Origin of the sequence: Streptomyces thermospinosisporus (assembly GCF_039526425.1) — a bacterium.
Classification (GTDB): Bacteria; Actinomycetota; Actinomycetes; order Streptomycetales; family Streptomycetaceae; genus Streptomyces; species Streptomyces thermocarboxydovorans.
Genome location: NZ_BAAAIZ010000006.1, coordinates 24,725 through 46,904, shown reverse-complemented (window position 1 = coordinate 46,904; position 22,180 = coordinate 24,725). Strand labels below are relative to the sequence as shown.

General features: G+C 71.3%; 19 protein-coding genes and 4 pseudogenes. 13 read left to right on the top strand and 10 right to left on the bottom strand.

All coding sequences use genetic code 11. The annotated features are described in order from the left end of the window. Nucleotides 1-101: 101 nt before the first annotated feature. Nucleotides 102-1,039: pseudogene (locus ABD207_RS02595) on the bottom strand (site-specific integrase); the annotation flags it as partial. A 204-nt stretch (nucleotides 1,040-1,243) separates the two neighbouring features. On the opposite strand from ABD207_RS02595, the pseudogene ABD207_RS02590 reads away from it, so the two are divergent. Further along, a pseudogene (locus ABD207_RS02590) lies at nucleotides 1,244-1,483 on the top strand (DMT family transporter); the annotation flags it as partial. Between the two features lie 39 nt (nucleotides 1,484-1,522). Here ABD207_RS02590 and ABD207_RS02585 read toward each other — a convergent pair. From ABD207_RS02585 to ABD207_RS02575, 3 genes are all read right to left on the bottom strand, one after another. Beyond that, nucleotides 1,523-3,085, bottom strand: a complete 1,563-nt coding sequence (locus ABD207_RS02585) for an MFS transporter (protein WP_425580613.1) — start codon at nucleotides 3,083-3,085, stop codon at nucleotides 1,523-1,525. An 81-nt stretch (nucleotides 3,086-3,166) separates the two neighbouring features. Then, nucleotides 3,167-3,988, bottom strand: coding sequence for a class I SAM-dependent methyltransferase (locus tag ABD207_RS02580; protein ID WP_344009727.1), 822 nt, complete (start codon nucleotides 3,986-3,988; stop codon nucleotides 3,167-3,169). A gap of 42 nt (nucleotides 3,989-4,030) precedes the next feature. Next, on the bottom strand, nucleotides 4,031-6,061 hold the full coding sequence (locus ABD207_RS02575) for an ATP-binding SpoIIE family protein phosphatase (RefSeq protein ID WP_344009726.1): 2,031 nt from the start codon (nucleotides 6,059-6,061) through the stop codon (nucleotides 4,031-4,033). A 208-nt stretch (nucleotides 6,062-6,269) separates the two neighbouring features. On the opposite strand from ABD207_RS02575, the gene ABD207_RS02570 reads away from it, so the two are divergent. The 3 genes from ABD207_RS02570 to ABD207_RS02560 are packed head-to-tail and all read left to right on the top strand — an operon-like array spanning nucleotide 6,270 to nucleotide 8,768. Next, nucleotides 6,270-7,763, top strand: coding sequence for an APC family permease (locus ABD207_RS02570; protein ID WP_344009724.1), 1,494 nt, complete (start codon nucleotides 6,270-6,272; stop codon nucleotides 7,761-7,763). A gap of 1 nt (nucleotide 7,764) precedes the next feature. Beyond that, nucleotides 7,765-8,199 carry a universal stress protein gene (locus ABD207_RS02565; RefSeq protein ID WP_344009722.1) on the top strand — a complete coding sequence of 145 codons (435 nt, stop codon included), beginning with the start codon at nucleotides 7,765-7,767 and terminating at the stop codon, nucleotides 8,197-8,199. A gap of 59 nt (nucleotides 8,200-8,258) precedes the next feature. Beyond that, a complete protein-coding gene (locus tag ABD207_RS02560; protein WP_344009720.1) occupies nucleotides 8,259-8,768 on the top strand; it encodes a hypothetical protein in 510 nt (169 codons plus the stop codon). Between the two features lie 279 nt (nucleotides 8,769-9,047). On the opposite strand, the gene ABD207_RS02555 is transcribed toward ABD207_RS02560, so the two are convergent. Beyond that, nucleotides 9,048-9,317: a hypothetical protein gene (locus ABD207_RS02555; RefSeq protein ID WP_344009719.1), complete on the bottom strand. Its 270-nt coding sequence runs from the start codon at nucleotides 9,315-9,317 to the stop codon at nucleotides 9,048-9,050. Between the two features lie 559 nt (nucleotides 9,318-9,876). Here ABD207_RS02555 and ABD207_RS02550 point away from each other — a divergent pair. The 3 genes from ABD207_RS02550 (at nucleotide 9,877) to ABD207_RS02540 (ending at nucleotide 12,833) form a co-directional block, all read left to right on the top strand. Then, on the top strand, nucleotides 9,877-10,164 hold the full coding sequence (locus ABD207_RS02550) for a hypothetical protein (RefSeq protein ID WP_344009718.1): 288 nt from the start codon (nucleotides 9,877-9,879) through the stop codon (nucleotides 10,162-10,164). Nucleotides 10,165-10,537: 373 nt separating this feature from the next. After that, nucleotides 10,538-11,755: a glycoside hydrolase family 64 protein gene (locus ABD207_RS02545; protein ID WP_425580612.1), complete on the top strand. Its 1,218-nt coding sequence runs from the start codon at nucleotides 10,538-10,540 to the stop codon at nucleotides 11,753-11,755. 433 nt (nucleotides 11,756-12,188) lie between these two features. Then, nucleotides 12,189-12,833, top strand: coding sequence for a hypothetical protein (locus ABD207_RS02540; protein WP_344009716.1), 645 nt, complete (start codon nucleotides 12,189-12,191; stop codon nucleotides 12,831-12,833). A gap of 96 nt (nucleotides 12,834-12,929) precedes the next feature. Here ABD207_RS02540 and ABD207_RS02535 read toward each other — a convergent pair. From ABD207_RS02535 to ABD207_RS02525, 3 genes and pseudogenes are all read right to left on the bottom strand, one after another. Next, a pseudogene (locus ABD207_RS02535) lies at nucleotides 12,930-13,786 on the bottom strand (NAD(P)H-binding protein). Nucleotides 13,787-13,841: 55 nt separating this feature from the next. Further along, complete coding sequence (locus tag ABD207_RS02530; RefSeq protein ID WP_344009715.1) at nucleotides 13,842-14,633, bottom strand: SAM-dependent methyltransferase; 792 nt, start codon at nucleotides 14,631-14,633, stop codon at nucleotides 13,842-13,844. 235 nt (nucleotides 14,634-14,868) lie between these two features. Beyond that, the gene (locus tag ABD207_RS02525; protein WP_344009714.1) at nucleotides 14,869-15,081 is read right to left on the bottom strand and encodes a hypothetical protein; all 213 of its coding nucleotides are present in this window, start codon (nucleotides 15,079-15,081) and stop codon (nucleotides 14,869-14,871) included. A 159-nt stretch (nucleotides 15,082-15,240) separates the two neighbouring features. On the opposite strand from ABD207_RS02525, the gene ABD207_RS02520 reads away from it, so the two are divergent. From ABD207_RS02520 to ABD207_RS02495, 6 genes and pseudogenes are all read left to right on the top strand, one after another. Continuing rightward, the gene (locus ABD207_RS02520; RefSeq protein ID WP_344006373.1) at nucleotides 15,241-15,567 is read left to right on the top strand and encodes a J domain-containing protein; all 327 of its coding nucleotides are present in this window, start codon (nucleotides 15,241-15,243) and stop codon (nucleotides 15,565-15,567) included. A gap of 56 nt (nucleotides 15,568-15,623) precedes the next feature. After that, complete coding sequence (dnaK, locus tag ABD207_RS02515) at nucleotides 15,624-17,492, top strand: molecular chaperone DnaK (protein ID WP_344009713.1); 1,869 nt, start codon at nucleotides 15,624-15,626, stop codon at nucleotides 17,490-17,492. Nucleotides 17,493-17,494: 2 nt separating this feature from the next. After that, nucleotides 17,495-18,283, top strand: a complete 789-nt coding sequence (gene grpE, locus ABD207_RS02510; RefSeq protein ID WP_344009712.1) for a nucleotide exchange factor GrpE — start codon at nucleotides 17,495-17,497, stop codon at nucleotides 18,281-18,283. A 110-nt stretch (nucleotides 18,284-18,393) separates the two neighbouring features. Beyond that, complete coding sequence (locus ABD207_RS02505; RefSeq protein ID WP_344009711.1) at nucleotides 18,394-18,858, top strand: PPOX class F420-dependent oxidoreductase; 465 nt, start codon at nucleotides 18,394-18,396, stop codon at nucleotides 18,856-18,858. A gap of 304 nt (nucleotides 18,859-19,162) precedes the next feature. Further along, nucleotides 19,163-19,519: pseudogene (locus tag ABD207_RS02500) on the top strand (MFS transporter); the annotation flags it as partial. 156 nt (nucleotides 19,520-19,675) lie between these two features. After that, nucleotides 19,676-20,566 (top strand): endonuclease/exonuclease/phosphatase family protein, encoded by an 891-nt coding sequence (locus tag ABD207_RS02495; protein WP_344009710.1) that lies wholly within the window; start codon nucleotides 19,676-19,678, stop codon nucleotides 20,564-20,566. A gap of 38 nt (nucleotides 20,567-20,604) precedes the next feature. Here the strand turns inward: ABD207_RS02495 and ABD207_RS02490 are convergent, their stop codons facing one another. Beyond that, the gene (locus ABD207_RS02490; RefSeq protein ID WP_344006383.1) at nucleotides 20,605-20,937 is read right to left on the bottom strand and encodes a putative quinol monooxygenase; all 333 of its coding nucleotides are present in this window, start codon (nucleotides 20,935-20,937) and stop codon (nucleotides 20,605-20,607) included. 64 nt (nucleotides 20,938-21,001) lie between these two features. Continuing rightward, nucleotides 21,002-22,174 (bottom strand): anhydro-N-acetylmuramic acid kinase, encoded by a 1,173-nt coding sequence (locus ABD207_RS02485; RefSeq protein WP_344009708.1) that lies wholly within the window; start codon nucleotides 22,172-22,174, stop codon nucleotides 21,002-21,004. Nucleotides 22,175-22,180: the final 6 nt, after the last annotated feature.

Below are 22,180 nucleotides of genomic sequence, written 5' to 3'. Positions count from 1 at the left end.
GCTGACAGTAGAAACACCACACGGCTGAGCGCAAAGCCCAAACACCCAGGCCACCAGCCCCGTTGGAGCCAATCGCCACACGGAAACTAAGCAGAGACAACGTGCCGCAGGAGGTGCGGGTAAAGATCGGTGACGGGGCCGGTCAGGAAGTTCGCGGCCGCGGCGTGCAACTGCCGGCGGAACGTCGACGGCGTGATCGCGGGTGCGATCGGCAAGTTGAGCGCCGCCACCGCCTTCGGCTTCCGTTCGGACGGCCACAAGGGTGCCGAGGCATGCTCGACGTCGTCGCCGAACTCCGCCCGGACCTCTTCGATGTACCACCAGAGCAACTCACGTCCCTCGCGGAACAGGTACGCCTCGCGTGGCCTCGGCCCAGAGCCCCGAGCTCCCTTGCCCTGGACGACGAATCGGCCCCACTGCCCGTGCTCCCAGTGAATGTCCCCCATCGTCACCGGGCACAGTTCCGCAGCTCGGACTCCGGAGATGTACCCGATCTTGGACATGACGTAGTCGCGGCAGGCCACCGCGAACTTCCTGGAGTGGGACAGCTGCTCCCGCCAGCGAGCGAAGAACTCCTTCATCGCTGTTTGTGACGGTGGGATCCTCAGCCCGAAGTCGCCCCGGTGCACGGGCCTGTTGAACGGGTCGACCGGCGACTCCATCGACGCCCCGAACCGCATCATGATCTCGTGCGCGTAGCGCTGCTCGAGGAACGCGAAGAACGCGTCGATATGGTTGAGCTTCTGCCGGTTGGTGTGGCGGGCGCGCTTCCCCGGGCCGGCGAAGTACTTATCGACCTCGCGCGGGGTCAGGTGCCAGGGAACGGTGCCGTAGAAGTCACAGACCTCGATGACGGGCTTGATCAGCTTGTCGATCGACGAAGGCGCCAGCCCGGCCGCATCCCGGGCCCACTGATACTCCGTGAGCGCATCGACGAAGAAGCTCTCCTCGTCCTGGGCGGACATCCGCGCTTGTTGCCGTCGTTGAAGAGTGACGACATCGGCCAAACCGGTCTCGATCGGACCTGAGCCTCGTCCATGGCCGTGAGTGGCGGCACGAGGGTGAGGGTGCAACCTTCAAAATCTGACACAGTCGCTGAGATTACCTGAGTTGCAGCGAACTTCTTCCAGTTACTCGCAAATTCCTGGAGATCGAGAATCGGGGGCTCGGCATGCCCCTGACCTGCTGACGAGCACCTTCACCCCTCTTGGTGGCCCCGCGGGAACCTGCGCGTCCTCCACTAATGCAGGCCGGCCCGCTGGTGGCCTCCCAGCCGGCCCTCACCCTCGGCGACGCGGGTCTCAGCCTGACCCTGGGCATCGTCGTCTACGCCGAGTCGGTCCGCACCGGCTGGTGGCTGCTGCCCCAGCTGCTCGGCGTCGCGCTCATCGCCACCGGAGTCCTCGCCCTCGCCGCCCTCCCCCTCACCCGCACCCTGACCAGCGAGGAACAGCCCGCCGAAGCACACGACGAGGCATCTTGACGCAGCCCGCGCAGATGAGGTCGCCCGACCGACGCATTCTCAGGCCGGCCCGCCCGGACCCGCTCCGCCCCCTTGGAGGCGCTCCAGGTCGGACGGGCGGACCTGGATGGCCACCAGTGCGATCAGCGCGGCCAGCGCGGCGAAGACCGCCGCCATGATGAACGCGGCCGACACCCCGGCGGTGAGGATCTCGTCGGCGAAGGGTGGTGGCAGCTCCCCGGTGCGCTGGAACCGGACCCGCTCGGCCGGTGTCGCCTGCTGCAGGAAGAGCGGGATCTGCTGCTCGGCCTCGTTGGCGCTGGCCGTGCCGTACATGGTCACCAGGATGGACAGCCCGAGCGAACCGCCCACCTGCTGCGTGGCGTTGAGCAGACCCGAGGCCGCCCCCGTCTCCCGCGTGGAGACGTTGGACAGCGCCATCAGCGTCAGCGACACGAACTCCATGCCCATCCCGAGGCTGAACACCAGCATCGGCCCGAGCACACTGCCCGCGTAGGTGGAGTGCACGTCGGTGAGCGTCAGCCAGGCCAGTCCGGCCGCGGCGAGGAGGCCGCCGAGCACCATGAACGGTTTGGGCCCGAACACCGGCAGGAACCGCGAGGCCAGCCCGGCCCCGATCGCGATGACCGCACTGACCGGCAGGAACGCCAGCCCCGCCTGCAAAGGGCTGAAGTCCAGCACGTTCTGCACGAACAGGGTCAGGAAGAAGAACATGCCGAACATCGCCGCGGCCAGGCACAGCATGATCCCGTACGTCCCCGCCCGGTTGCGGTCGGCGAACATGTGCAGTGGCGTGATCGGCTGCCGGGACCTGCGCTCGATCGCGATGAACACCGCCAGCACGACGGCGGCCGCGCCGAACGAGGCCAGCGTCAGGGCGTCCCGCCAGCCGTCCTGCGCGGCCCGGATGAACCCGTAGACCAGCAGCACCATGCCGGCCGTCGAGGTGAGCGCACCGGCCAGGTCGAAGCGGCCCGGATGCCGTTCGGACTCCTTGATCCAGCGCGGTGCGGCGAAGGCGATCAGCAGGCCGATCGGCACGTTGACGAACAGCACCCACCGCCAGTTCAGCCACTCCACCAGAATTCCGCCGGCCAGCAGCCCGATGGCGCCGCCGCCCGCCGAGACCGCGGCGAACACGCCGAAGGCCCGGTTGCGTTCCGGCCCTTCACGGAAGGTCGTGCTGATCAGGGCGAGCGCGGTCGGCGAGGCGATGGCACCGCCGACGCCCTGCAAGGCGCGCGCGGCGAGGAGTTGACCGCCGTTCTGCGCCAGCCCGCCCAGCAGGGAGGCGAGCACGAACAGCAGCACGCCGAAGATGAACACCCGCCGCCTGCCGAGGATGTCACCGGCCCGCCCGCCGAGCAGCAGCAGCCCGCCGAACGTGAGCGTGTAGGCGTTCACCACCCACGACAGGCTGGTCGTGGAGAAGTCCAGAGAGCGCTGGATGTGCGGCAGCGCGATGTTCACGATGGTGATGTCCAGCACCACCATCAGCTGACACGAGGCGATGACCAGCAGGGCCATCGCGTTCCCGCCGCCGCCGGACCTCTCGGCGGTGGTCTGCTGGGCTGCGGGTGCCGGGCGTGGTCCACCGGTCATGCGGGATCGCCCCTTCGGGAGTCCACCCGTCCGACGCTACGCCCGGGTGGTGCGCCCCACCACTCGATCGGAGCAGCGCCCTCACCCGAGGGGCCGCCGCCCCCACGCCACCGCCATACCCGGCCCCAGTTCGGCGAGGAGCGGCGAGTCCAGATAGGCCAGGGCCTCGTCGACCACCTCGTCGTCGACCCGGCCCGTCGCCACCAGTTCGGGCCGCATCCGGCTCCAGGTCTCCGACCAGAAGCGCGCCAGCGGTCCGCCCGCGGCCAGCGGCGGGCAGTACACCTCGGCGCCCACGTCCCGCAGGCCCTCCTCGCGCAGCACATGCGGGTAGCCGGGCACACCGGAGATGTCCGTGCCGATGGTCGCCCACAGCGCCTGCCACATCGCGTTCATGGTGCGCCGGTAGGCGGAGGAGGTGTCCAGCACATCGGGCAGCTCCACCGCGTCGGCCAGCACCAGCCGGCCGCCCGGTGAGAGCCAGCCGGCCAGGCGGGAGACGATCCGGCGCCGCTCCGGCAGATGCATCAGCACGAACCGGGCGTGGATCAGGTCGAAGGACCCCGGCCGCAGCTCCTCGTCGGTGAGGTCCGCCGCCATCACCCGCAGCCGGGGACCGGCGAGACCGGCCAGCGCACCCGTGTCCCGGTCCAGCGCGACCACCTCCTCGACCCCCGCCTCCTCCACCAGCCAGCGCGCCACCGTGCCGGTGCCCGCACCCACCTCCAGGCACCGCATGCCCGGCCCCGCCCCCAGGGCGCGCAGCCGGGCCGTGGTGACCGGGTCGTACACCAGCGCGGCGGCGTCGATGCGCTCGGCCTCGCCCGGCCGCTCCGGCTCGAACAGCCCTTCTCCGTACCGGCCGCCGGCCGGTGCCTCGCCCGGACAGGGGGAGCTGCTCATACTGGTACCTCCTGACGGGGAGCGCCCGGTGCCGGTGCGCGCTCACAGGCGCTGCTCGGCCCAGATGGTCTTGTCCCGGCGGCTGTGGCGGACTCCCCAGCGGGAGCAGACCTGCATCACGATGAACAGGCCCCGGCCGCCCTCGTCGCTCTCGCGCGCCTGCCGGATGTACGGGCTGGCGTTGCTGGCATCGGTGACCTCGGTCAGCAGCCGGCCGGTGTCGTGGATCAGCCGCAGCCGGATCGGCCCTTTGCCGTAGCGGACGGCGTTGGTGACGAGCTCGCTGGCGACCAGCTCGGTGGTGTATGCCTGCTCGCCCAGGTCCCAGGCCTGGAGCTGCTGCTCCACGAGCCGGCGGGCGGTGCCGACGACGGACGGGTCGGCGGGCAGCGTCCAGTCCGCGACACGCTCGTCCGGCAGCTCCTGGGTACGGGCCACCAGCAGCACCGCATCGTCCTCGCGGGACGGCGCCAGACGGTACACGGCCGCGTCGCACAGTTCCCGCAGCGGCAGCGTGGTGGAGGCGAGGACCCGCGCCAGGACCTGCCGGGCGTCCTCGCACGCCCCGTCCCGGCTGGTGACCAGACCGTTGGTGTAGAGGGCGAGGACACTGCCCGAGGCCAGGGTCACGGAGGCGGGCGTGTAGGCGCGCCCCCCGCCCTCGCCGAGCGGGGGCCCCTCCGGCACGTCAAGCTCCAGGGGCGCGCCGTCCGGGTCGACGATCACGGGGGCGGGATGTCCCGCGCGCACCGCCGTGCACAGCCGGGACACCGGGTCGTAGACGGCGATCGCGCAGGTCGCCACATGGGCACCGCAGGTCGGCGAGGGCGGGTCGAGCAGGGAGGCGACCTCGTCCAGATGGGTGAGCAGCTCGTCGGGCTCCAGGTCCCGCAGGGCCAGGGCGCGCAGGGAGAGCCGCAGCTGCCCCATCGTGGCCGCCGCCTCGATGCCGTGTCCGTTGACGTCGCCGACGACCAGGGCGACCCGCGCGCCGGACAGCGGGATCACGTCGTACCAGTCGCCGCCGGCGCTCTCCGGCAGATACACATGGGAGGTCTCGGCGGCGGAGAGCTGCGGCAGCGTGCCCGGCTGCAGCCTGCGCTGCAGCGCGGAGGCCACCATGTGCTCCCGCCGGTAGCTGCGCGCGTTGGCCAGATGGGCGGCCCCGGCGGACGCGGCCTGCCGGGCCACCTCCAGATCCTTTTCGTTGAACGGTTTGGAGCGGTGCCGGTACAGGGACAGCAGCCCCAGCACCGCTTCCTGGGCCACCAGCGGGGCCACGATCATGGAGTGCACCCCGGTCTCCACCAGCGGCGCGAGCCCGTCGGGATCGGCACCCAGCCACGACATGCCCGGCTCCACCTGGACCAGCCGGGCCTCGGCGTCGGCCAGCGCCTGGGTGTACGGGGTGGGGTAGGGGAAGGCTTTGCTGTCGCCCTTCTCGCGCAGCGTGCGCGGGGCGGTCGCGGGAGCGTACGCGACGCGCCGCAGCGGTGTGTCCGACGGCACCGGACCCGGCTCGCGGCGCCCCCACCCGGCGGGCGGCTCGTCGATCAGATCGACACCGGCCGCGTCCGCGAAGTCCGGCACCAGCGCCGTCACCAGCTCCTCGGCCGTCCTGTCGATGTCCAGGGTCGACCCGACGGTGCGGTGCACCCGGCCCAGGACCGCGAGCCGTTCGGCCGCCGCCTCCCGCTCGCTCACGTCCTCCAGCACCGCCACCACGGCCGTCGTGCCGTCCCGCGGGTCGCGCACCGGGAACAGCGATATCTCCACGGTCATGGTGTGCTCCGGGTCCGACGGCGCACGCCCCCGCACCAGACGGTTCCGCAGTGGGCGCCCGGTCGAGAGGGCCTCGTCCACCAGCCCTTTGATCTTGTCCGGCGCGAACTCGGGGGCGAACTCTTCGATGGTGTGCCCGATGATGTCCTCGGGCGGGAGGTTCCGCACCCCGCGCCCGGCGGCGTTGTACCTCAGGACCCGGTGCTCGGAGTCGAGGACGTACACCCCCTGGGGCGAATTGCCGAACAGCGCGTCCAGTATGAGCGAGTCGTCCACGGCATCGGGGTCCATGACGTCCTCCCTTCACCACCGCCCCGCACTCACCTTCTCGCATCGTCCCGCCACGGCAACTCGGCCGCCGCACCACCTCACCCGCTCCCGGCGCTCAGGAACGGTGCGTGCACTCGGGTGACACACGGCGCGCAACGGCACTCCCGACGCGGAAAGTCCCTGCCCGGCCGGTTGGATTCATCCCGACGCACGACCGAAGTGAGGGCGCATGACGAACGCGACGGCGGAGGCGGACCGGCCGGAGGGACTGAAGCCCGACGCGATCGGGTTCCTCGACGCACTCGTCATCGGGCTCAACGCGACGTCCCCGGCCTACTCCCTGGCCGCCGTCGTCGGCCCCATCGCGGTGCTCGTCGGGGTCTACGCCCCGGGCGTGATGCTGGCGTCGTTCGTCCCGATGCTGCTGATCGCCTCGGCGTTCTACTACCTCAACCGCGTCGACCAGGACTGCGGCACCACCTTCTCCTGGGTCACCCGCGCCATGGGCCCCTGGGCGGGCTGGCTCGGCGGCTGGGCCATCACCATGACCGGCGTCCTGGTCGTCGGCTCACTGGCCGACGTCGCCGTCACCTTCGCCCTGCTCGCGGTCGGCCTGGACAGCTGGGTGGAGAACGAGACGGTCCGGCAGGCACTCGCCGTGCTGCTGATCATCGTGATGACGGCCGTGTGCGTGATCGGCACCGAGGTCTCCGCCCGGGTGCAGAACGTGCTCATCCTGGCCCAGGTGGTCTGCCTGCTGATCTTCGCCGTGGTCGCCCTGTACCGCGTGTACGCCGGCACCGGCTCCCTGGGATCCACCGAACCGTCGATCGAGTGGCTGAACCCCTTCGGCGCCGGAGGCGCCTCACTGACGGGCGCGCTGCTCCTTGGCGTGTTCATCTACTGGGGCTGGGAGTCGGCGGTCAATCTGACCGAGGAGACCGAGAACTCCGTCAGCGCCCCCGGCAAGGCCGGCGTCTGGTCGACCGTCGTGCTGCTGGTGACCTACCTGTCGGTCGCCATCGCCGTGGTCGCCTACGCGGGCACCGCCTTCCTCACCGAGAACGCCGAGGAGGAGGAGTTCATCTTCTCCCTGCTCGCCGACGAGGCGATGGGCAACTGGGACTGGATCGTCCTGCTCGCCGTCTCCACCTCCGCGATCGCCTCCACCCAGACCACGATCATCCCCGCCTCCCGCACCGCCCTGTCCATGGCCCGCAGGCACGCACTGCCCCATCACTTCGCGCGCATCCACCCGCGGTTCCGCACCCCGGACGTCAGCACCTGGTGGGTGGCCGCCATCGCCATCGTCTGGTACGTGGTCGTCGCCCAGATCAGCGAGAACGCCCTGTTCGACTCGCTCACCGCCCTGTCGCTGCTGATCGCCTTCTACTACGCCCTCACCGGACTGGCCTGCGCCGTCTTCTACCGCCGCCATCTCACCGAGAGCGTCAAGCAGTTCTTCCTGATCGGCGTCGGACCGGTGGTGGGCGCCGGACTGCTCACCTGGCTGCTGGTGGAGTCGGTCATCGACATGGCCGACCCGGCGAACTCCTACAGCGGGGTCTCCTGGTTCGGCCTCGGCCCGCCCCTGGTCATCGGCATCGGCATCTCCCTCGCCGGAGTCGTCCTCATGATCGTCATGCGGTTCGTGTCACCGGTCTTCTGGTCGGAACGCCCCACGGTCGCCGACCCGGAACTCGTCCACCTCAAGGAGTCCTGAAATGTCCCTGGTCCTCGGCTACGACGAGTCCCCCGCCGCCGTCCGCGCCCTGCACGTCGCGATCGAGCTGGCGGCCGCGCTCCACGAGCCCCTGGTGCTGGTCTACGGCGCCGCCGCGCCGGGCGCGCTGGGGGAGGAGTACCGCACCCATCTGGAGGCCCTGCACGAGGCCGGCCGCAAGGTGCTCGACCATGCGGCCGGCGTGGCCGAGGGCGCGGGCGTTCCGACGACCATGGAGGTGCTCGACGAGAAACCGGCCCAGGCCCTGCTGGACGCCGCCCTGCGCCACGGCGCCCGCTTCATCGTGGTGGGCAGCTGGGGGGAGGGCCCGGTCCGCGGCGCCCTGCTCGGTTCGACACCCCACAAGCTGCTCCACCTGTCGCCGGTGCCGGTCATCTGCGTGCCGATGGACGAGGGAGGGAGTGAGGGGGAGTGAGAGAGGGGAAGGAGTGAGCGGGCGGCATCGCGACCGCCGCAGCCGGGCAGCCTTGCCTCATGCAAACGAACGCGAACGCTGATTCCGGCGTCCACGTCTGCTCCCTGAAGGCCGACACTCCCCAGCTGATCCGGCCCGGCACGGCCTACCAGATCGTCAGATTCCCGTTCGGGTCGGCGGAGCCGTACGACCGCTTCGGGATGCACCAGGCCGAACAGCCCGACGGCCGCGTGGTGGACGACTGGGCGAACGACGACCGCAGCGGACTGATATGGCCGTCCAAGCCGGGCTGGGGACACCTGTACGCGATGCTCCAGTGGGAGGCGGGCGGCTACACCGAGCTGCGCGACCAGTTCGTCCGCGACCCGCTGGGCCTGACCGCCGACCCCGAGGACACGACGGCCACCGAGCATCGCAGGCCCACGCCCGGCGGCCAGTACTACGTGAAGAGCCACGGCATCTTCGTCGACCCCGGCACCCCCCTGGCCCTGCGCGTCACCCACAACGACTCGGGCCCCCGGCGGCTGACACTCGCCGAGTTCAAACTCGTCATCCACGACGTCGCCTAAGGGCCTGTCTTTCGGATCTTGCCGCGGGTCGCGGGGTCCGGCACGCGCATCTGCGGCGTTGTCGTCGGTTGGCGACTCCCCCACGCTCGGCTGCGCTCGCGCGGAAGGGACCCCCAACGTGTCGCCCCCCTCCTCCGCCTTGCAGCTGCACGCACCAGACCCCGCTCGGGCCGGCTGAAAGAGCACCGCCACCGGAAGCGACAAGATCCGAAAGACAGGCCCTAACGGCGCAACCGCACTCCCCGCCGCCGGCTCCCGGCTGCTCGGCAGGCGTCCGGCCTACCAGATGAGGCACCAGTACCCGCCGTGCTCCCCGATCCCGACGCGGCCGCCGTGCGGGACCAGCCGGGGATCCACCCCGCCCACCGAGGCCAGCGAGCACACCGGGTCGCCGACCACCGCGTTCCCGGCCATCCGCCGGGCGGCAGCCGTGGCCGCGGCGGAGGTGTACCAGGTGGTGGTCACGGCGGGCGGGCGGTCACCGGGGCTCGGTGCCACCGGCAGCGCGGGAGTGGCCGAGGGGCGCGGCCGGTGCGGAGGCGTGGTCACCGCGGCCGTGGGCCGGGAAGGCCGGGCCGAGGGGGTGCGCCCCGGGGACCGGTCCGGCTTCGCGGTCGGTGTCCCGGGCTTCGGGGGCTTCGCGGTCGGTGTCCCGGGCTCCGGGGGCTTCGCGGTCGGTGTCCCGGGCTCCGCGGTCGGCTTCTCGGGCTTCACCGGCTTCGCGGTCGGCTTGAGGGTGCGACCGGGCGATGCGTCGGTGTCGGTCGGCGTGCGGCCGGGAGCCGGCGGCTTGCCCGGGGGACTCGTCCGCCGACCCGGGGCGGTGGTCGCCGGGCGACTCGGCGGAGCCTGAGGGGTACGGGCGGTGGCCGAGGCCCGTTTGCTGGGTGTCACCGGCCGCCGGGATGCGCCTGTGGCGGCCGGGCGGTCGCTGGGCCGGGCCGGCCGCCGCGTACCACCGGGCGCGGTGGGCCGACGAGTGGCGGCGGACGGCCGGGACGGAGCCGTGCCCGCGTCCCGGGTACCCGGCGGTTGCTGCCGCGGTGTCCGTGCCCCGGCGGTCGGCCGGCCGCTCGGCGGGGCCTGCTCCTGTGTGCGGGAGGTGGACGTGGGGCGCCGGCCGGTCGGGGACGGCCGGGAGGTGCGGTCCGTGGGCGTCGGCCGGGCCGACCGCGAGTCCGTCGGGCTCGGGCGCCTGGTGCGCGTCTCCTCCGGGCCGACCGTCCAGGTCGGCAGCGGATCGAGCGAGGGCAGGGCGATGTCGGTCGTGGAGGTCGGCTCCGGCCGCGCCCCGTCGCCGTCCTGGGACACCAGGGCCCACACGCCGACGCCCCCCAGGGCGAGCACGACGGCGCCCCCCGCGATCCAGGGGGCGCGCCGGGGTGGGCGTCGGTGACGGTTCATGGTTCTTACTCTGCTCCGCGATCACGAGGGCCGCTCGTCGCCGCCGGCGGCCCCGGGCGAGCGGCGCGGCCCCCCTCACGAACGCGACGCCCCGCCGACTGCCGCCCGCTGACAAGGGCTCAGCGGGGGTGCGGCGCCCGGACCGGGCGCACGCCTGCGGCCGTACGGCGCCACAGTTCATCCTCCGGGACGTCCTCCGGATGGGTCAGGAACTCCCGGACGAACCGGTCGGAAGCCGGCCCGGGTCGCACCCCCTCTCCCGTGTGACGGTTGCTTCCTGAACCGTTGACAGGTGCACAACACGGCGGGACTCTGAGAGCGCTCTCAAGGCCCCATATCGGCCATCACCGAAACGGAGACGGAGCATGCTTCGACTCATCAGACGCGTCCTCGAACGAAGGGCCGCCGCAGCGGGACCGGCCCTTGCCGCGCTCCTCGCCGGCTCCCTCCTGGCGGCCGGAACCCCGGCCACCGCCGAGGCCGCCGTCCCGGCGACCATCCCGCTGAAGATCACCAACAACTCCGGCCGCGCCGAGCCCCTGTACGTGTACAACCTCGGCACCGACCTCGCGTCCGGCCGTCAGGGCTGGGCCGATGCGAACGGCACCTTCCGTCCCTGGCCCGCGGGCGGCAACCCGCCGACGCCCGCACCCGACGCCTCGATCCCGGGGCCGGCGCCCGGGCAGACGGTGACGATCCGCCTGCCGGGGTTCTCGGGCCGTGTGTACTTCTCGTACGGCCAGAAGCTGGCGTTCAAGCTGGCCACCGGCGGACTGGTGCAGCCTGCCGTGCAGAACCCCTCCGACCCCAACCGCGACATCCTGTTCAACTGGTCCGAGTACACGCTCAATGACAGCGGGCTGTGGCTCAACAGCACCCAGGTGGACATGTTCTCGGCGCCCTACAGCGTCGGTGTCCAGCGGGGCGACGGCAGCACCGCGACCACCGGCCGGCTCAAGCCCGGCGGCTACCAGGGTGTCCTCAACACCCTGCGCGCCCAGCCCGGCGGCTGGGGCAACCTGATCCAGACCAGGTCCGACGGCACCGTCCTGAGGGCCCTGTCACCGCTGTACGGGCTGGAGACCGGCGCGCTCCCGGCCTCCGTCATGGACGACTACATCAACCGCGTCTGGCAGAAGTACTCCACCGAGACCCTCACGGTGACCCCGTTCGCCGACCGGCCCGGCACCAAGTACTACGGGCGCGTCTCCGGAGGCGTCATGAACTTCACCGACGGGTCGGGCGCCGTCGTCACCAGCTTCCAGAAACCCGACGCCTCCTCGGTGTTCGGCTGTCACGGCAAGCTCGTCGCGCCCAACGACCAAGTGCGCGGGCCCATCTCGCGCACCCTCTGCGCCGGCTTCAACCGCACCACCCTGCTGGTCAACCCCAACCAGCCCGACCCGGACGCCGGCGCCTTCTACAAGGACGGCGTCACCAACCACTATGCCCGCGCCATCCACGCCCACATGGCCGACGGCAAGGCCTATGCCTTCGCCTTCGACGACGTGGGCAACCACGAGTCCCTGGTGCACGACGGAAACCCGCAGGAGGCACGTATCACCCTCGAGCCCATGAACTGACCGACCCCCCTCTGATGCAACAGGCGCATCTCCAGGAGCCGGCGCGCGCCCCACTCTCGCCGTCCGCCTGACGCATGTGCCGCAGAACCGGAGCCCGTCGTGCGCCGCTCGCCCGACCGGGGCGGCGCACGGCGGGTCTGTTGTCACGGTCGGGAGCCTGTTCGGTGACGCCCCGTCAAATGAATCCTTCTCTCCCTCGCCAATTCCCTTGTATCTGGCAAGCATTGACTGTTCGTCAGTTCGCTGATCAACTACAACTTTGCCTTTCCTTGGTGTAGCTCCCCCGCGGTTTACGTGAGCCTCAGGAGCACAGGACGGTGACTCCAGTCCCATCAGCACCACCTGGCCCTGGTGTCACCGCTCCCCCACGTAGGTGAAAGGCAACAACGAACAGATGACAGTGAATCGCTTGCTGCGCCACGGCGGTCGTGCCATGGCACTGACGGCCGCCGTGCTCGGCACGGTCGCCGCGACCGCCGTGCCCGCCGCAGCCGACGACGACCAGCCCACCAGGGAGCAGATCCTCGCCGACTGCGCCTCCAGCGAGGGCCAGTGCACCTTCAACGACCCGAAGATCGGCGAGGCCTTCCTCGGCGAAGCCCGCCAGGTGTCCGACCTGCTCTACAACTGCTCCTCCTCACCCGCCTCCCAGACCCTGAGCTGGGCCGACACCGTGGGCTCCAGCCACTCGGTCGGGGGCTCGGTCACGGTGAGCGGCGGCCTCGAGGGCATCATCAGCGCCAGCCTGACCGCGACGTACAACTACACCTGGCAGAGCAGCCACACGGAGACCAGCACCGCCACGGTGACCGTGGCGCCGGGCGAGGTGGGCTGGATCTCCCGCGCCCAGGTCATGCAGCGCATATCCGGTACCTGGCAGACGCACTACGAGGACCGGAAGTGGGACCACTACTACTGGTTCGTGGACGACGTCATCACCAGCCCCGCGCCCAACGGCACCGACGGCAAGCGCAGCGCGGTGATGGTCAAGTCCCGCAAGATGACCGCCGAGGAGAAGAAGGCCTGCGCCTCCGAGAAGGCCGCCTCCGGGGACCGGGTGTTCACCCGCGCCTCCTGACGACGGCCGGACCCCGCCCGTGCGGCGGGGTCCGCTTCTGCCGCCCACCGGAATGCTCGGCGGCCGTCCCGTCAGCCGCCCCTCAGGGCTGGTAGCTCACCCCGTGGCGGCGGGGCGTGCCCGGAAGGCGTCCGCGTGCTCGGCCGCCCACTGGGCGAAGCTGCGGGCGGGCCGGCCGGTGACCTTCTCGACCGTGCCGGTCACCGTGCGCCCCACCTCGGGCGTGTGCCCGTAGGCCTCCAGCAGGAAGCCGATCACGTCCTCGGGGTGGCCGGACGCCCGCCACGGCGCCACGGCCTCCTCCTCGGTCAGAGCGACCACGGTGATGTCCCGGCCGCGCGCGGCGGCGATGGTCCTCACCTTGTCGCCGACGGTCAGCACCTCCGGGCCGGTGATCACATACTCCTGGCGGCCGTGTCCCTCCTCGGTGAGCGCGACCGCCGCGACCGCGCCGATGTCGCCCTCGTGGACCATGGCGCTCAGCCGTGCCACGAACGGCTCGCGGACCTCGTCCGAGCTCGCCACGGAGTCCGCCCACTCCAGGGCGTTGGCCATGAACTCCACCGGCATCAGGACCGTCCAGTCCGCACCCTCGTCCGCGCGCACCGCGTTCTCCAGCGGAGTCGGCCCGCCACCGTGCAGCACCGTGATCCGCCGCACTCCGGCGGCGCGCGCCAGTTCCAGGATCCGCGGGCCGGTCTCCAGCGGAGTGAAGTAGGGGGCCGCCGAAGGTGATCAGATGGAGGCCGGTGACCCCCTCCAGCGCGGGGGCGAGGCTCTCCGGTTCGGTCAGGTCGCCCTGGACCCTCGACGCCGGCCGGGAAGCCGTCGGCCCGCGCCGCGTCCCGGGTGAGGGCGCGCACCGCGTGGCCGCGGGCGAGCAGTTCAGAGACGACCTGGCGGCCGACGGTTCCGGTGGCTCCGGTGACAAGAATCTTCTGCGTCTGAGTCATGCCCCGACCGCAGAAAGCCTTGCGGTCAGCTTCTGTCCGCGGGTGACCGGGCCGGTCATGCCTTGCGGCCGACTCCTCCGAACATGGCGACCTCCGCGGGGGGTTCGCCGTCGACCGGGGTCGCATGCCAGCGATTGCAGGAGACCACCCCCGGCGGCAGCAGCTCAAGGCCGTCGAAGAAGCGCTCGACGGCCTCCGGGGTGCGCTGGGTGAGCTTCGGGGTGCCGTGGGCGTTCCAGAACTCGACCGCGGCGTCCACGTCGGGCATGTCCGGCCGGGTGATCGTGTGGGAGAGCACCAGATGACTGCCGGAGGGCAGCGCGTCCATCAGCCGGCGGACGATCCCGTACGCCTCGGCGTCGTCCTCGACGAAGATGACCACCCCGAGCAGGATCAGGGCCACCGGCCGGGTCAGGTCCAGGGTCTTCCCGGCCCGTTCCAGGATGGTGGCGACGTTGCGCAGATCCTCCTCGAGGTAGTCGGTGCGGCCCTCGGGGGTGCTGGTCAGCAGGCCCTCGGCATGGGCCAGGACGATCGGGTCGTTGTCCACGTAGACGACACGGGACTCCGGCGCGAGCCGCTGCGCCACCTCATGGGTGTTGTCGGCGGTGGGCAGACCGGTGCCGACGTCGAGGAACTGGCGTATGCCGCACCGGGTCACCAGATGGCCGACCGCCTCCTTGAGGAAGGCGCGGTCCGCGCGGGCGTACTCGCCGATGCCGGGGTGCAGTGCGCGGATCTGCTCGCCCGCCTGCCGGTCGACCTCGTAGTGGTCCTCGCCGCCCAGCCAGTAGTTCCAGATCCGTGCGGTGTGCGGCTGATCGGTTCTGATCCTGCCCTCGGCCATCCGGTGCGCTCCTCGTCGTACGGTGGGTTCAACTGCCAACCTACCGAACGATGTTGACGTTACCGGCGCCGATCGATCGCGTCCCGCGGGGCAGGGGCAGGGGCAGGGGCAGGGGCGGGGCCGGGCGACGGGCACGAGGAAGGGGTGACGAGCACGGGGGAGAACTGGATGAGCGCGTGGGGGAGGGGCGGCGGCGCCGTTCTGCCCGAGGCCCGCCGTGCGCCGTCACCTCATGTCATCGTGCGCAGCCCACATCCAGAACTTCGATCACATCACCGTGCCGGGTGTACACCAGCCAGCACCAGTCGCCGAACGCGGCGGCCAGATCCGAGGCCTGGGTCTCCCGGTCACCGGCCACGGCCCCGATCAGCGTGATGATCTCCTCGTGCACCTCGTCCGGGACATCGAACAGGACGCTCGCGGCCTGCTGGACCATTTCCACTTTCATTACGCCTCCCGCGGACAGCAGGAGCAGTTCAGAAGGTCTGACCAGCATAGTCCTCCGGACGGCCAATCCTCCTTGACAAGCCGAGACTCAAGTTTTATTCAGTTGACGTAGGCAACCCAGGTCCGTGGTCGCAGTGCGCAGGGGCAGGAGGTGGCCTGAATGAACGTGCCGGACCTGTACGCGGTGCTGGGGGTGGAGCCCTCGGCGACGGTCGAGGCGATCACCTCCGCGTTCCGCCGCCGGGTGCGGGAGCTGCGCCCCGACACCAGGGTGGACGCCGTGACGGCCGAGGAGTTCGGGCAGGTCCGTGCGGCCTACGAGACGCTGCGCGACCCGGAGCGGCGCGCGGCCTACGACCGTACCCACCGGGAGACGCGCCGCAGGCCACCGGTCCCGCCCCGCCGCTACGCGGCCGACCTCCTCGGTGCGCCGCCGGCAGAGCCGCCCCTGCGTGCGGGACCGGTCCGATACGAGCCCGGCAGGTGACCCGAGGACCGGTCCGCAGAACGTGCACAGGGCATGTTCGAGGAAGGAGAGTCCAGATGGCCCGTTCGGTCGGTATCGATCTCGGTACGACGAACTCGGTGGTCTCCGTCCTGGAAGGCGGCGAGCCCACCGTCATCACCAACACGGAGGGCGCCCGCACCACCCCGTCGGTCGTGGCGTTCGCCAAGAACGGCGAGGTGCTGGTGGGCGAGGTCGCCAAGCGGCAGGCCGTGACGAACGTGGAGCGCACCGCGCGGTCGGTCAAGCGGCACATGGGCGATCACGACTGGCGGTTCCCCGAGCACGGGGACATCGACGGCAAGCGGTACACCGCACAGGAGATCTCCGCCCGCGTTCTGCAGAAGCTGAAGCGGGACGCCGAGGCGTACCTGGGCGAGGAGGTCACCGACGCCGTGATCACCGTCCCGGCCTACTTCGACGACACCCAGCGGCAGGCGACCAAGGAGGCCGGTGAGATCGCGGGGCTGAACGTTCTGCGGATCATCAACGAGCCGACGGCCGCCGCCCTGGCGTACGGCCTGGACAAGGAGAACGACCAGACGGTCCTCGTCTTCGACCTCGGCGGCGGCACCTTCGACGTGTCCCTGCTGGAGATGGGCGAGGGCGTCATCGAGGTGAAGGCCACCAACGGTGACACCCACCTCGGCGGCGACGACTGGGACCAGCGGATCGTCGACCACCTGGTCAAGCAGTTCAAGAACAACTACGGCGTCGACCTGTCCAAGGACAAGATGGCCGTGCAGCGGCTGCGTGAGGCGGCGGAGAAGGCGAAGATCGAGCTCTCCAGCTCGACCGAGACGACCATCAACCTGCCCTACATCACCGCCTCCGCCGAGGGTCCGCTGCACCTCGACGAGAAGCTCACCCGTGCCCAGTTCCAGCAGCTGACCGCCGACCTGCTGGAGCGATGCAAGGTCCCCTTCCACAACGCGGTCAAGGACGCCGGGATCAAGGTGTCCGACATCGATCACGTCGTCCTGGTGGGCGGCTCCACGCGGATGCCCGCCGTCACCGACCTGGTGCGCGAGCTGACCGGCAAGGAGCCGCACAAGGGCGTCAACCCGGACGAGGTCGTCGCCGTCGGCGCCTCCCTCCAGGCCGGTGTGCTCAAGGGCGAGGTCAAGGACGTCCTGCTGCTGGACGTCACCCCGCTGTCCCTGGGTATCGAGACCAAGGGCGGCATCATGACCAAGCTGATCGAGCGCAACACCACGATCCCGACCCGCCGTTCGGAGATCTTCAGCACCGCCGAGGACAACCAGCCGTCGGTGACCATCCAGGTCTACCAGGGCGAACGGGAGATCGCGGCGTACAACAAGAAGCTCGGCATGTTCGAGCTGACCGGCATCCCGCCGGCGCCGCGCGGCGTGCCGCAGATCGAGGTCACCTTCGACATCGACGCCAACGGCATCATGCACGTCTCCGCCAAGGACCTCGGCACCGGCAAGGAACAGAAGATGACGGTGACCGGTGGCTCGGCGCTGCCGAAGGAGGAGATCGACCGCATGATGCGGGAGGCCGAGCAGCACGCCGAGGAGGACCGCAAGCGCCGCGAGGCCGCCGAGACCCGCAACCAGGCCGAGCAGCTCGTCTACCAGACGGAGAAGCTCCTGAAGGACAACGAGGGCAAGATCCCCGCCGATGCCAAGAGCGAGACGGAGGCGGCCCTGGGCGACCTGAAGGAGAAGCTCAAGGACGAGAACGCCGACACGGCGACGATCCGGGAGGCGGTCGATCACGTGGCGCAGACGGCCCAGAAGATCGGCTCGGCCCTGTACGCGCAGGCACGCCCGGAGGGCGCGGCCACCGGAACCTCCTCCACCTCCGGGGGCGGTGACTCCGGCGGCGACGACGACGTGGTGGACGCCGAGATCGTCGACGACGACAAGTCGGAGGCGAGCTGACGATGGACCGGGACGGGCTGCGGACCCAGGACACCGCCCAGCTGAGGCGGCTGCTGGAGGAGCGAACGGCCGACCTGCAACGGGTCAAGGCCGAGTACGACAACTACCGCAAGCGGGTGGCCCGCGACCGCATGGCCGTCCGCACCGTGGCGGCGGCCAACGTTCTCCGCGCGCTGCTGCCCGTCCTCGACGCCGTCGACCGCGCCTGCGCGCACGAGGAGATGACGCCCGGCCTCAAGGAGATCGCCGACACGCTGCGGGACCGGACGGGGTCGCTGGGCCTGCAGGCGTTCGGCGAGGTGGGCGACCCCTTCGACCCCGCCTGCCACGAGGCCGCGGCCTTCCACGCCGATCCGGACGCCACCGAGATGATCTGCAGCAAGATCCTCCGCCCCGGCTACCGCCTCGGCGACGAACTGCTGCGCCCCGCCTTCGTGGAGGTGACGGGCCCGCCGGCGGAGCAGAGCGGGAAGAGCGGCGGGGAGAGCGAGGAGACGCCCCCCGCCGCCGACGACACCGGGACGGACCGGACGGACGCGCAGGACCATTCCGGTGGCGGGCGTTCTGCCGCGCGGGAGCGTTCCGGCGGTCGGGACGGTGAGCAGAACCGGTCCGGCGAAGTGCCGTCCGGCGCGCAGAAGCGTTCCGACGGAGAACGGGCGGACGCTGAAAGCCGGCCCGGCGAAGGGCAATCTGCCGCGCCGCAGAAGCGTTCCGGCGGAGGGCGGCCGGTCCGCCCGGGACGGGCGCGCCCGCAGCAGGTCATCCACGGACCGTGGCCGGACCCCTGAGCCCGCTCGCGGGAGTGCGGCGTGACACTCGCCCGGAGGCGGGGCAGGATCTTGGCCGACCGACAGTCAGGTACCCCGCCGACGCCTGAAGACGGAAGGCCGAGCCGCCCATGCCCCGCCCCATCGCCACCAACACCCGCGTCGACCTCGACGGCCTGCTCGAGTTCGTCCGCCCGCGCCACCGCGCCCTGATCATCACCCGCCGCTCCGACGGCTCGCCGCAGGCGTCGCCGGTGACCTGCGGTGCGGACGACGCCGGGCGCCTGGTCGTGTCCACCTACCCCGAGCGGGCCAAGACCCGCAACGCGCGCCGCGACCCCGCGGTCAGCCTCGTCGTCCTGTCCGACGAATGGAACGGCCCCTGGGTGCAGGTCGACGGTGAGGCCGAGGTCCTCGACGTCCCGGAGTCCGTGGAGCCGCTGGTGGAGTACTACCGCAACATCTCCGGCGAGCACCCCGACTGGGACGAGTACCGCAAGGCGATGGTCGAGCAGGGCAAGTCGCTCATCCGCGTCACCCCACGCCGCTGGGGGCCGGTCGCGACGGGAGGGTTCCCCGCCCGTCTCGCCGGCTGATCGCACACGACCGCGCGCTTCCGGGTATCACTGCAAATCCGCTGATATGTTCCCTTTCGGTCCATTCAGGCCTCAACTGTTCGACCTATCAGCGGAAAGGAACGCAGCCACGTCCCCCGTCGATCCCGAGCGCGCGCCCGATCCCGCCGCGGTCAGGCGCCACCCGGTCCGGCGCCGGCGGAATCCGCGGCTGCGCCGGTCGGACATCACCGTGACGGACGAGCGGGCGGTCAGACGCGCCGTCAAGGCCGCCTCGCCGGGCAACGCCATGGAGTGGTTCGACTTCGGCATCTACGCCTACCTGGCCGGCATGCTGCTGCTCGGCCTGTCCCTGGTCTGCCTCCTGGGCACCATGTCGGCGGCGCTGCCGGCCATGTTCCCCACGGCCGTGCGCTACGGCTCCCTCTCCGTCGGCTGCAACCTCTCCGCCTCGCTCTTCGGCGGCACCACCCCGCTGGTCATCACCGCCCTGATCAGCGTGACCGGCTCGGACATGATGCCGGCGTACTACTCGATGGCCGCCGCCCTGGTCGGCGTCATCGCGGTCGCCTGCATGAAGGAGACGGCGCAGCGCCCCCTGGAGGGCTCGCCGCCCTCGGTCCAGACGCCCGAGGAAGCGGCGGAACTGGTCGAGTCACAGGCACCGACGCCGAAGTTCTGAGCCCGCGCCGGCGCCGCAGTCGATTCCCGCCACGGCAGGCGTGAGTGAGAGGGCCCCGGGCGGAGCAGAATGCCGGTGCGCGTGAGTCGGTGTCAGGAACCCGACAAGCGTGCGAGGTTCGTTCCGTCCGTCCGCAGCCGACCCTGGAGATGGCACATGCAGCCCAGTTCCCGGCGCGCCACCGGCGCCAGACGTGCTCTCGCGGCCGTCGTCACCGCACTGGCCCTCGCCGCGGCCGCCCCGTCACAGGCCTCCGCCCAAGGAACGGAGGACACCCACGGAGTGAAGGGGCGTCAGGTCCCGCTGCGGGTGGCGACCTACAACATCCGCGCCGGAGCCGGCCAGGACAACGTCTTCGACCTCGACCGTACCGCCCGGGCGGTACGCGATCTGCACGCCGACGTCATCGGCCTGCAGGAGGTCGACGTCCACTGGGGCGCCCGCAGCGACTTCGTCGACGAGGCCCGGGCCCTGGCCGAGAAGCTGCGGATGCGGGTCTTCTTCGCCCCCATCTACGACCTGGACCCGGCCAGCGAGGGCGGCAAGCGCCGGCAGTACGGCGTGGCGATACTGAGCCGCCACCCGGTGCTGGACGCCGAGAACCACGAGATCACCCGGCTCTCCACCCAGACGCCCGACCCGGTGCCGGAACCGATGCCCGGATTCGCCGAGGTGGTGGTCAAGGTGCGGGGCGTCCCGGTCCATGTCTACTCGACGCACCTGGACTACCGGTCCGATCCGTCGGTGCGTGCCGCCCAGGTGCGGGACATGCTGGCGGTGCTGGCCGAGGACCGGGGCCCGAAGATCCTGGTCGGTGACTTCAACACCGAGCCCTCGGCCCCCGAACTGGCCCCGCTGTGGCAGCGGCTGCGGGACGCGGCCCCCGACGGCGGCGGCACCTACCCGGCCGCCGTCCCGGTCAAGCGCATCGACCTGGTGACCGTCTCACCCGGGGTGACCGTGGCCGGTGCCCGCACGGTCGCGACCGACGCCTCGGACCACCGCCCGGTCGTCGCCGACCTGAGACTCCGCAGGCACCACCACTGACACCCCGCGGCACGAGGACTCGGGCGAGGAGCCCGGGGTCACTCCTGGCCGGAGACGCTCATCTCGCCCAGCAGCGACCAGTCGTCCTGCGGGACGGTCGTGTTGACGATCCGGGGCGTCTCGGCCAGGTGGGGCGGCAGCGTCTGCTGCGCCTTGCGGAAGTGCTCGGACTGCACATGGGCCGCCCCGGCCTCGTCGTCCCGGAAGGCCTCGACGAGCACGTACTCCGTGGGGTCCTCCACGCTGCGGGACCAGTCGAACCACAGACAGCCCGGCTCCTGCCGGGTCGCCGTGGTGAACTCGGCGGTGATCTCGGGCCACTGGTCGGCGTACTCGGGACGGACGCGGAACTTTGCGGTGATGAAGATCATCGGTCTCCCTGGTAGTTCGCGGTTCACCATGATCGTAACCGGCCGGGGTCGCCGGGCCGCGGCCTCAGGCCGGCAGGATGCGCAGGCGCCGGGGCTGCTCCGCCGCGGCCCGGGGCCGTGGCAGGCCCCGGCGGCCGGGTGTGACCGACCCCAGGATGCTGGGCCGGCGGGCGCCGGTGCACGCCGGGATGGTGCCGTTGAGCCCGTGCACGGTGAGGAACCCCAGGACGGCGAAGGCGTACGCCTCCTTGGCGGCCGACGGCAGCCCCAGCTCGTCCGAGGTGCGCAGCGGGATGCCGCCCAGCTCGGTGCGCAGCATGGCCATCAGGGTGGGATTGCGGGTGCCGCCTCCTGAGGCGGCGACCTCTCCGGCCCCGGCCGAGCGGACCGCGTCGGCGACCGTGCGGGCGGTGAGCCGGGTGACGGTTGCCACCACGTCCTCCAGGGGGAGCGGACCGCAGGCGCTCAGCGCATCGCGCAGATAGGGCCAGTGGAACAGCTCCTTGCCGGTCGTCTTCGGCGGCGGCTCGGCGTAGTACGGCTCGTCGAGGAGCCTGCGCAGCAGGGTCTCGTCGACCCTGCCGCGCGCCGCGAGAAGCCCGTCCTCGTCGTAGTCCATCCGGCCCTCGGTGAGGGCGTGAACGGCAGCGTCGGCGAGGGCGTTGGCGGGTCCGGTGTCGAAGGCCACCGGGTCTCCTGCCGCGCCCGCGACGGTGAGGTTGGCGATGCCGCCGAGGTTCAGCGCGGCGGACACTCCGGGCCGGCCGCGCAGCCACAACACGTCGACGATGCTCACCAGGGGAGCGCCCTGCCCGCCCGCGGCGACATCGCGGCTGCGCAGGTCGGACACGACCGGGCAGCCGGTGGCCTCCGCGATCCAGGCGGGCGACCCGATCTGCAGAGTGCCGTGCACCCGGCCCTGCTCGACCCAGTGGAAGACCGTCTGGCCGTGCGAGACGACGAGTTCGGCGCGCCCGTCGCACAGCTCCCGGTCGGCCCGGACGGCCAGCTCCGCGAAGACCTGACCGATCCGGGTGTCGAGCCGGCACACCTCGCCCAGCGTGGTCGCCGCCGGCGGCAGCGCACCGGCCAGCGCGCTCCGCAGCTCCTCCGGGTACGGCTCGCTCACCATGCCCAGCGGCCGCAGCAGCAGGCTGTCGCCGTCGAGGGCCAGGTCCGCCGCTGCGGCGTCCACCGCGTCGTGCGAGGTCCCCGACATCAGCCCGACGACCCGCATGCCCGC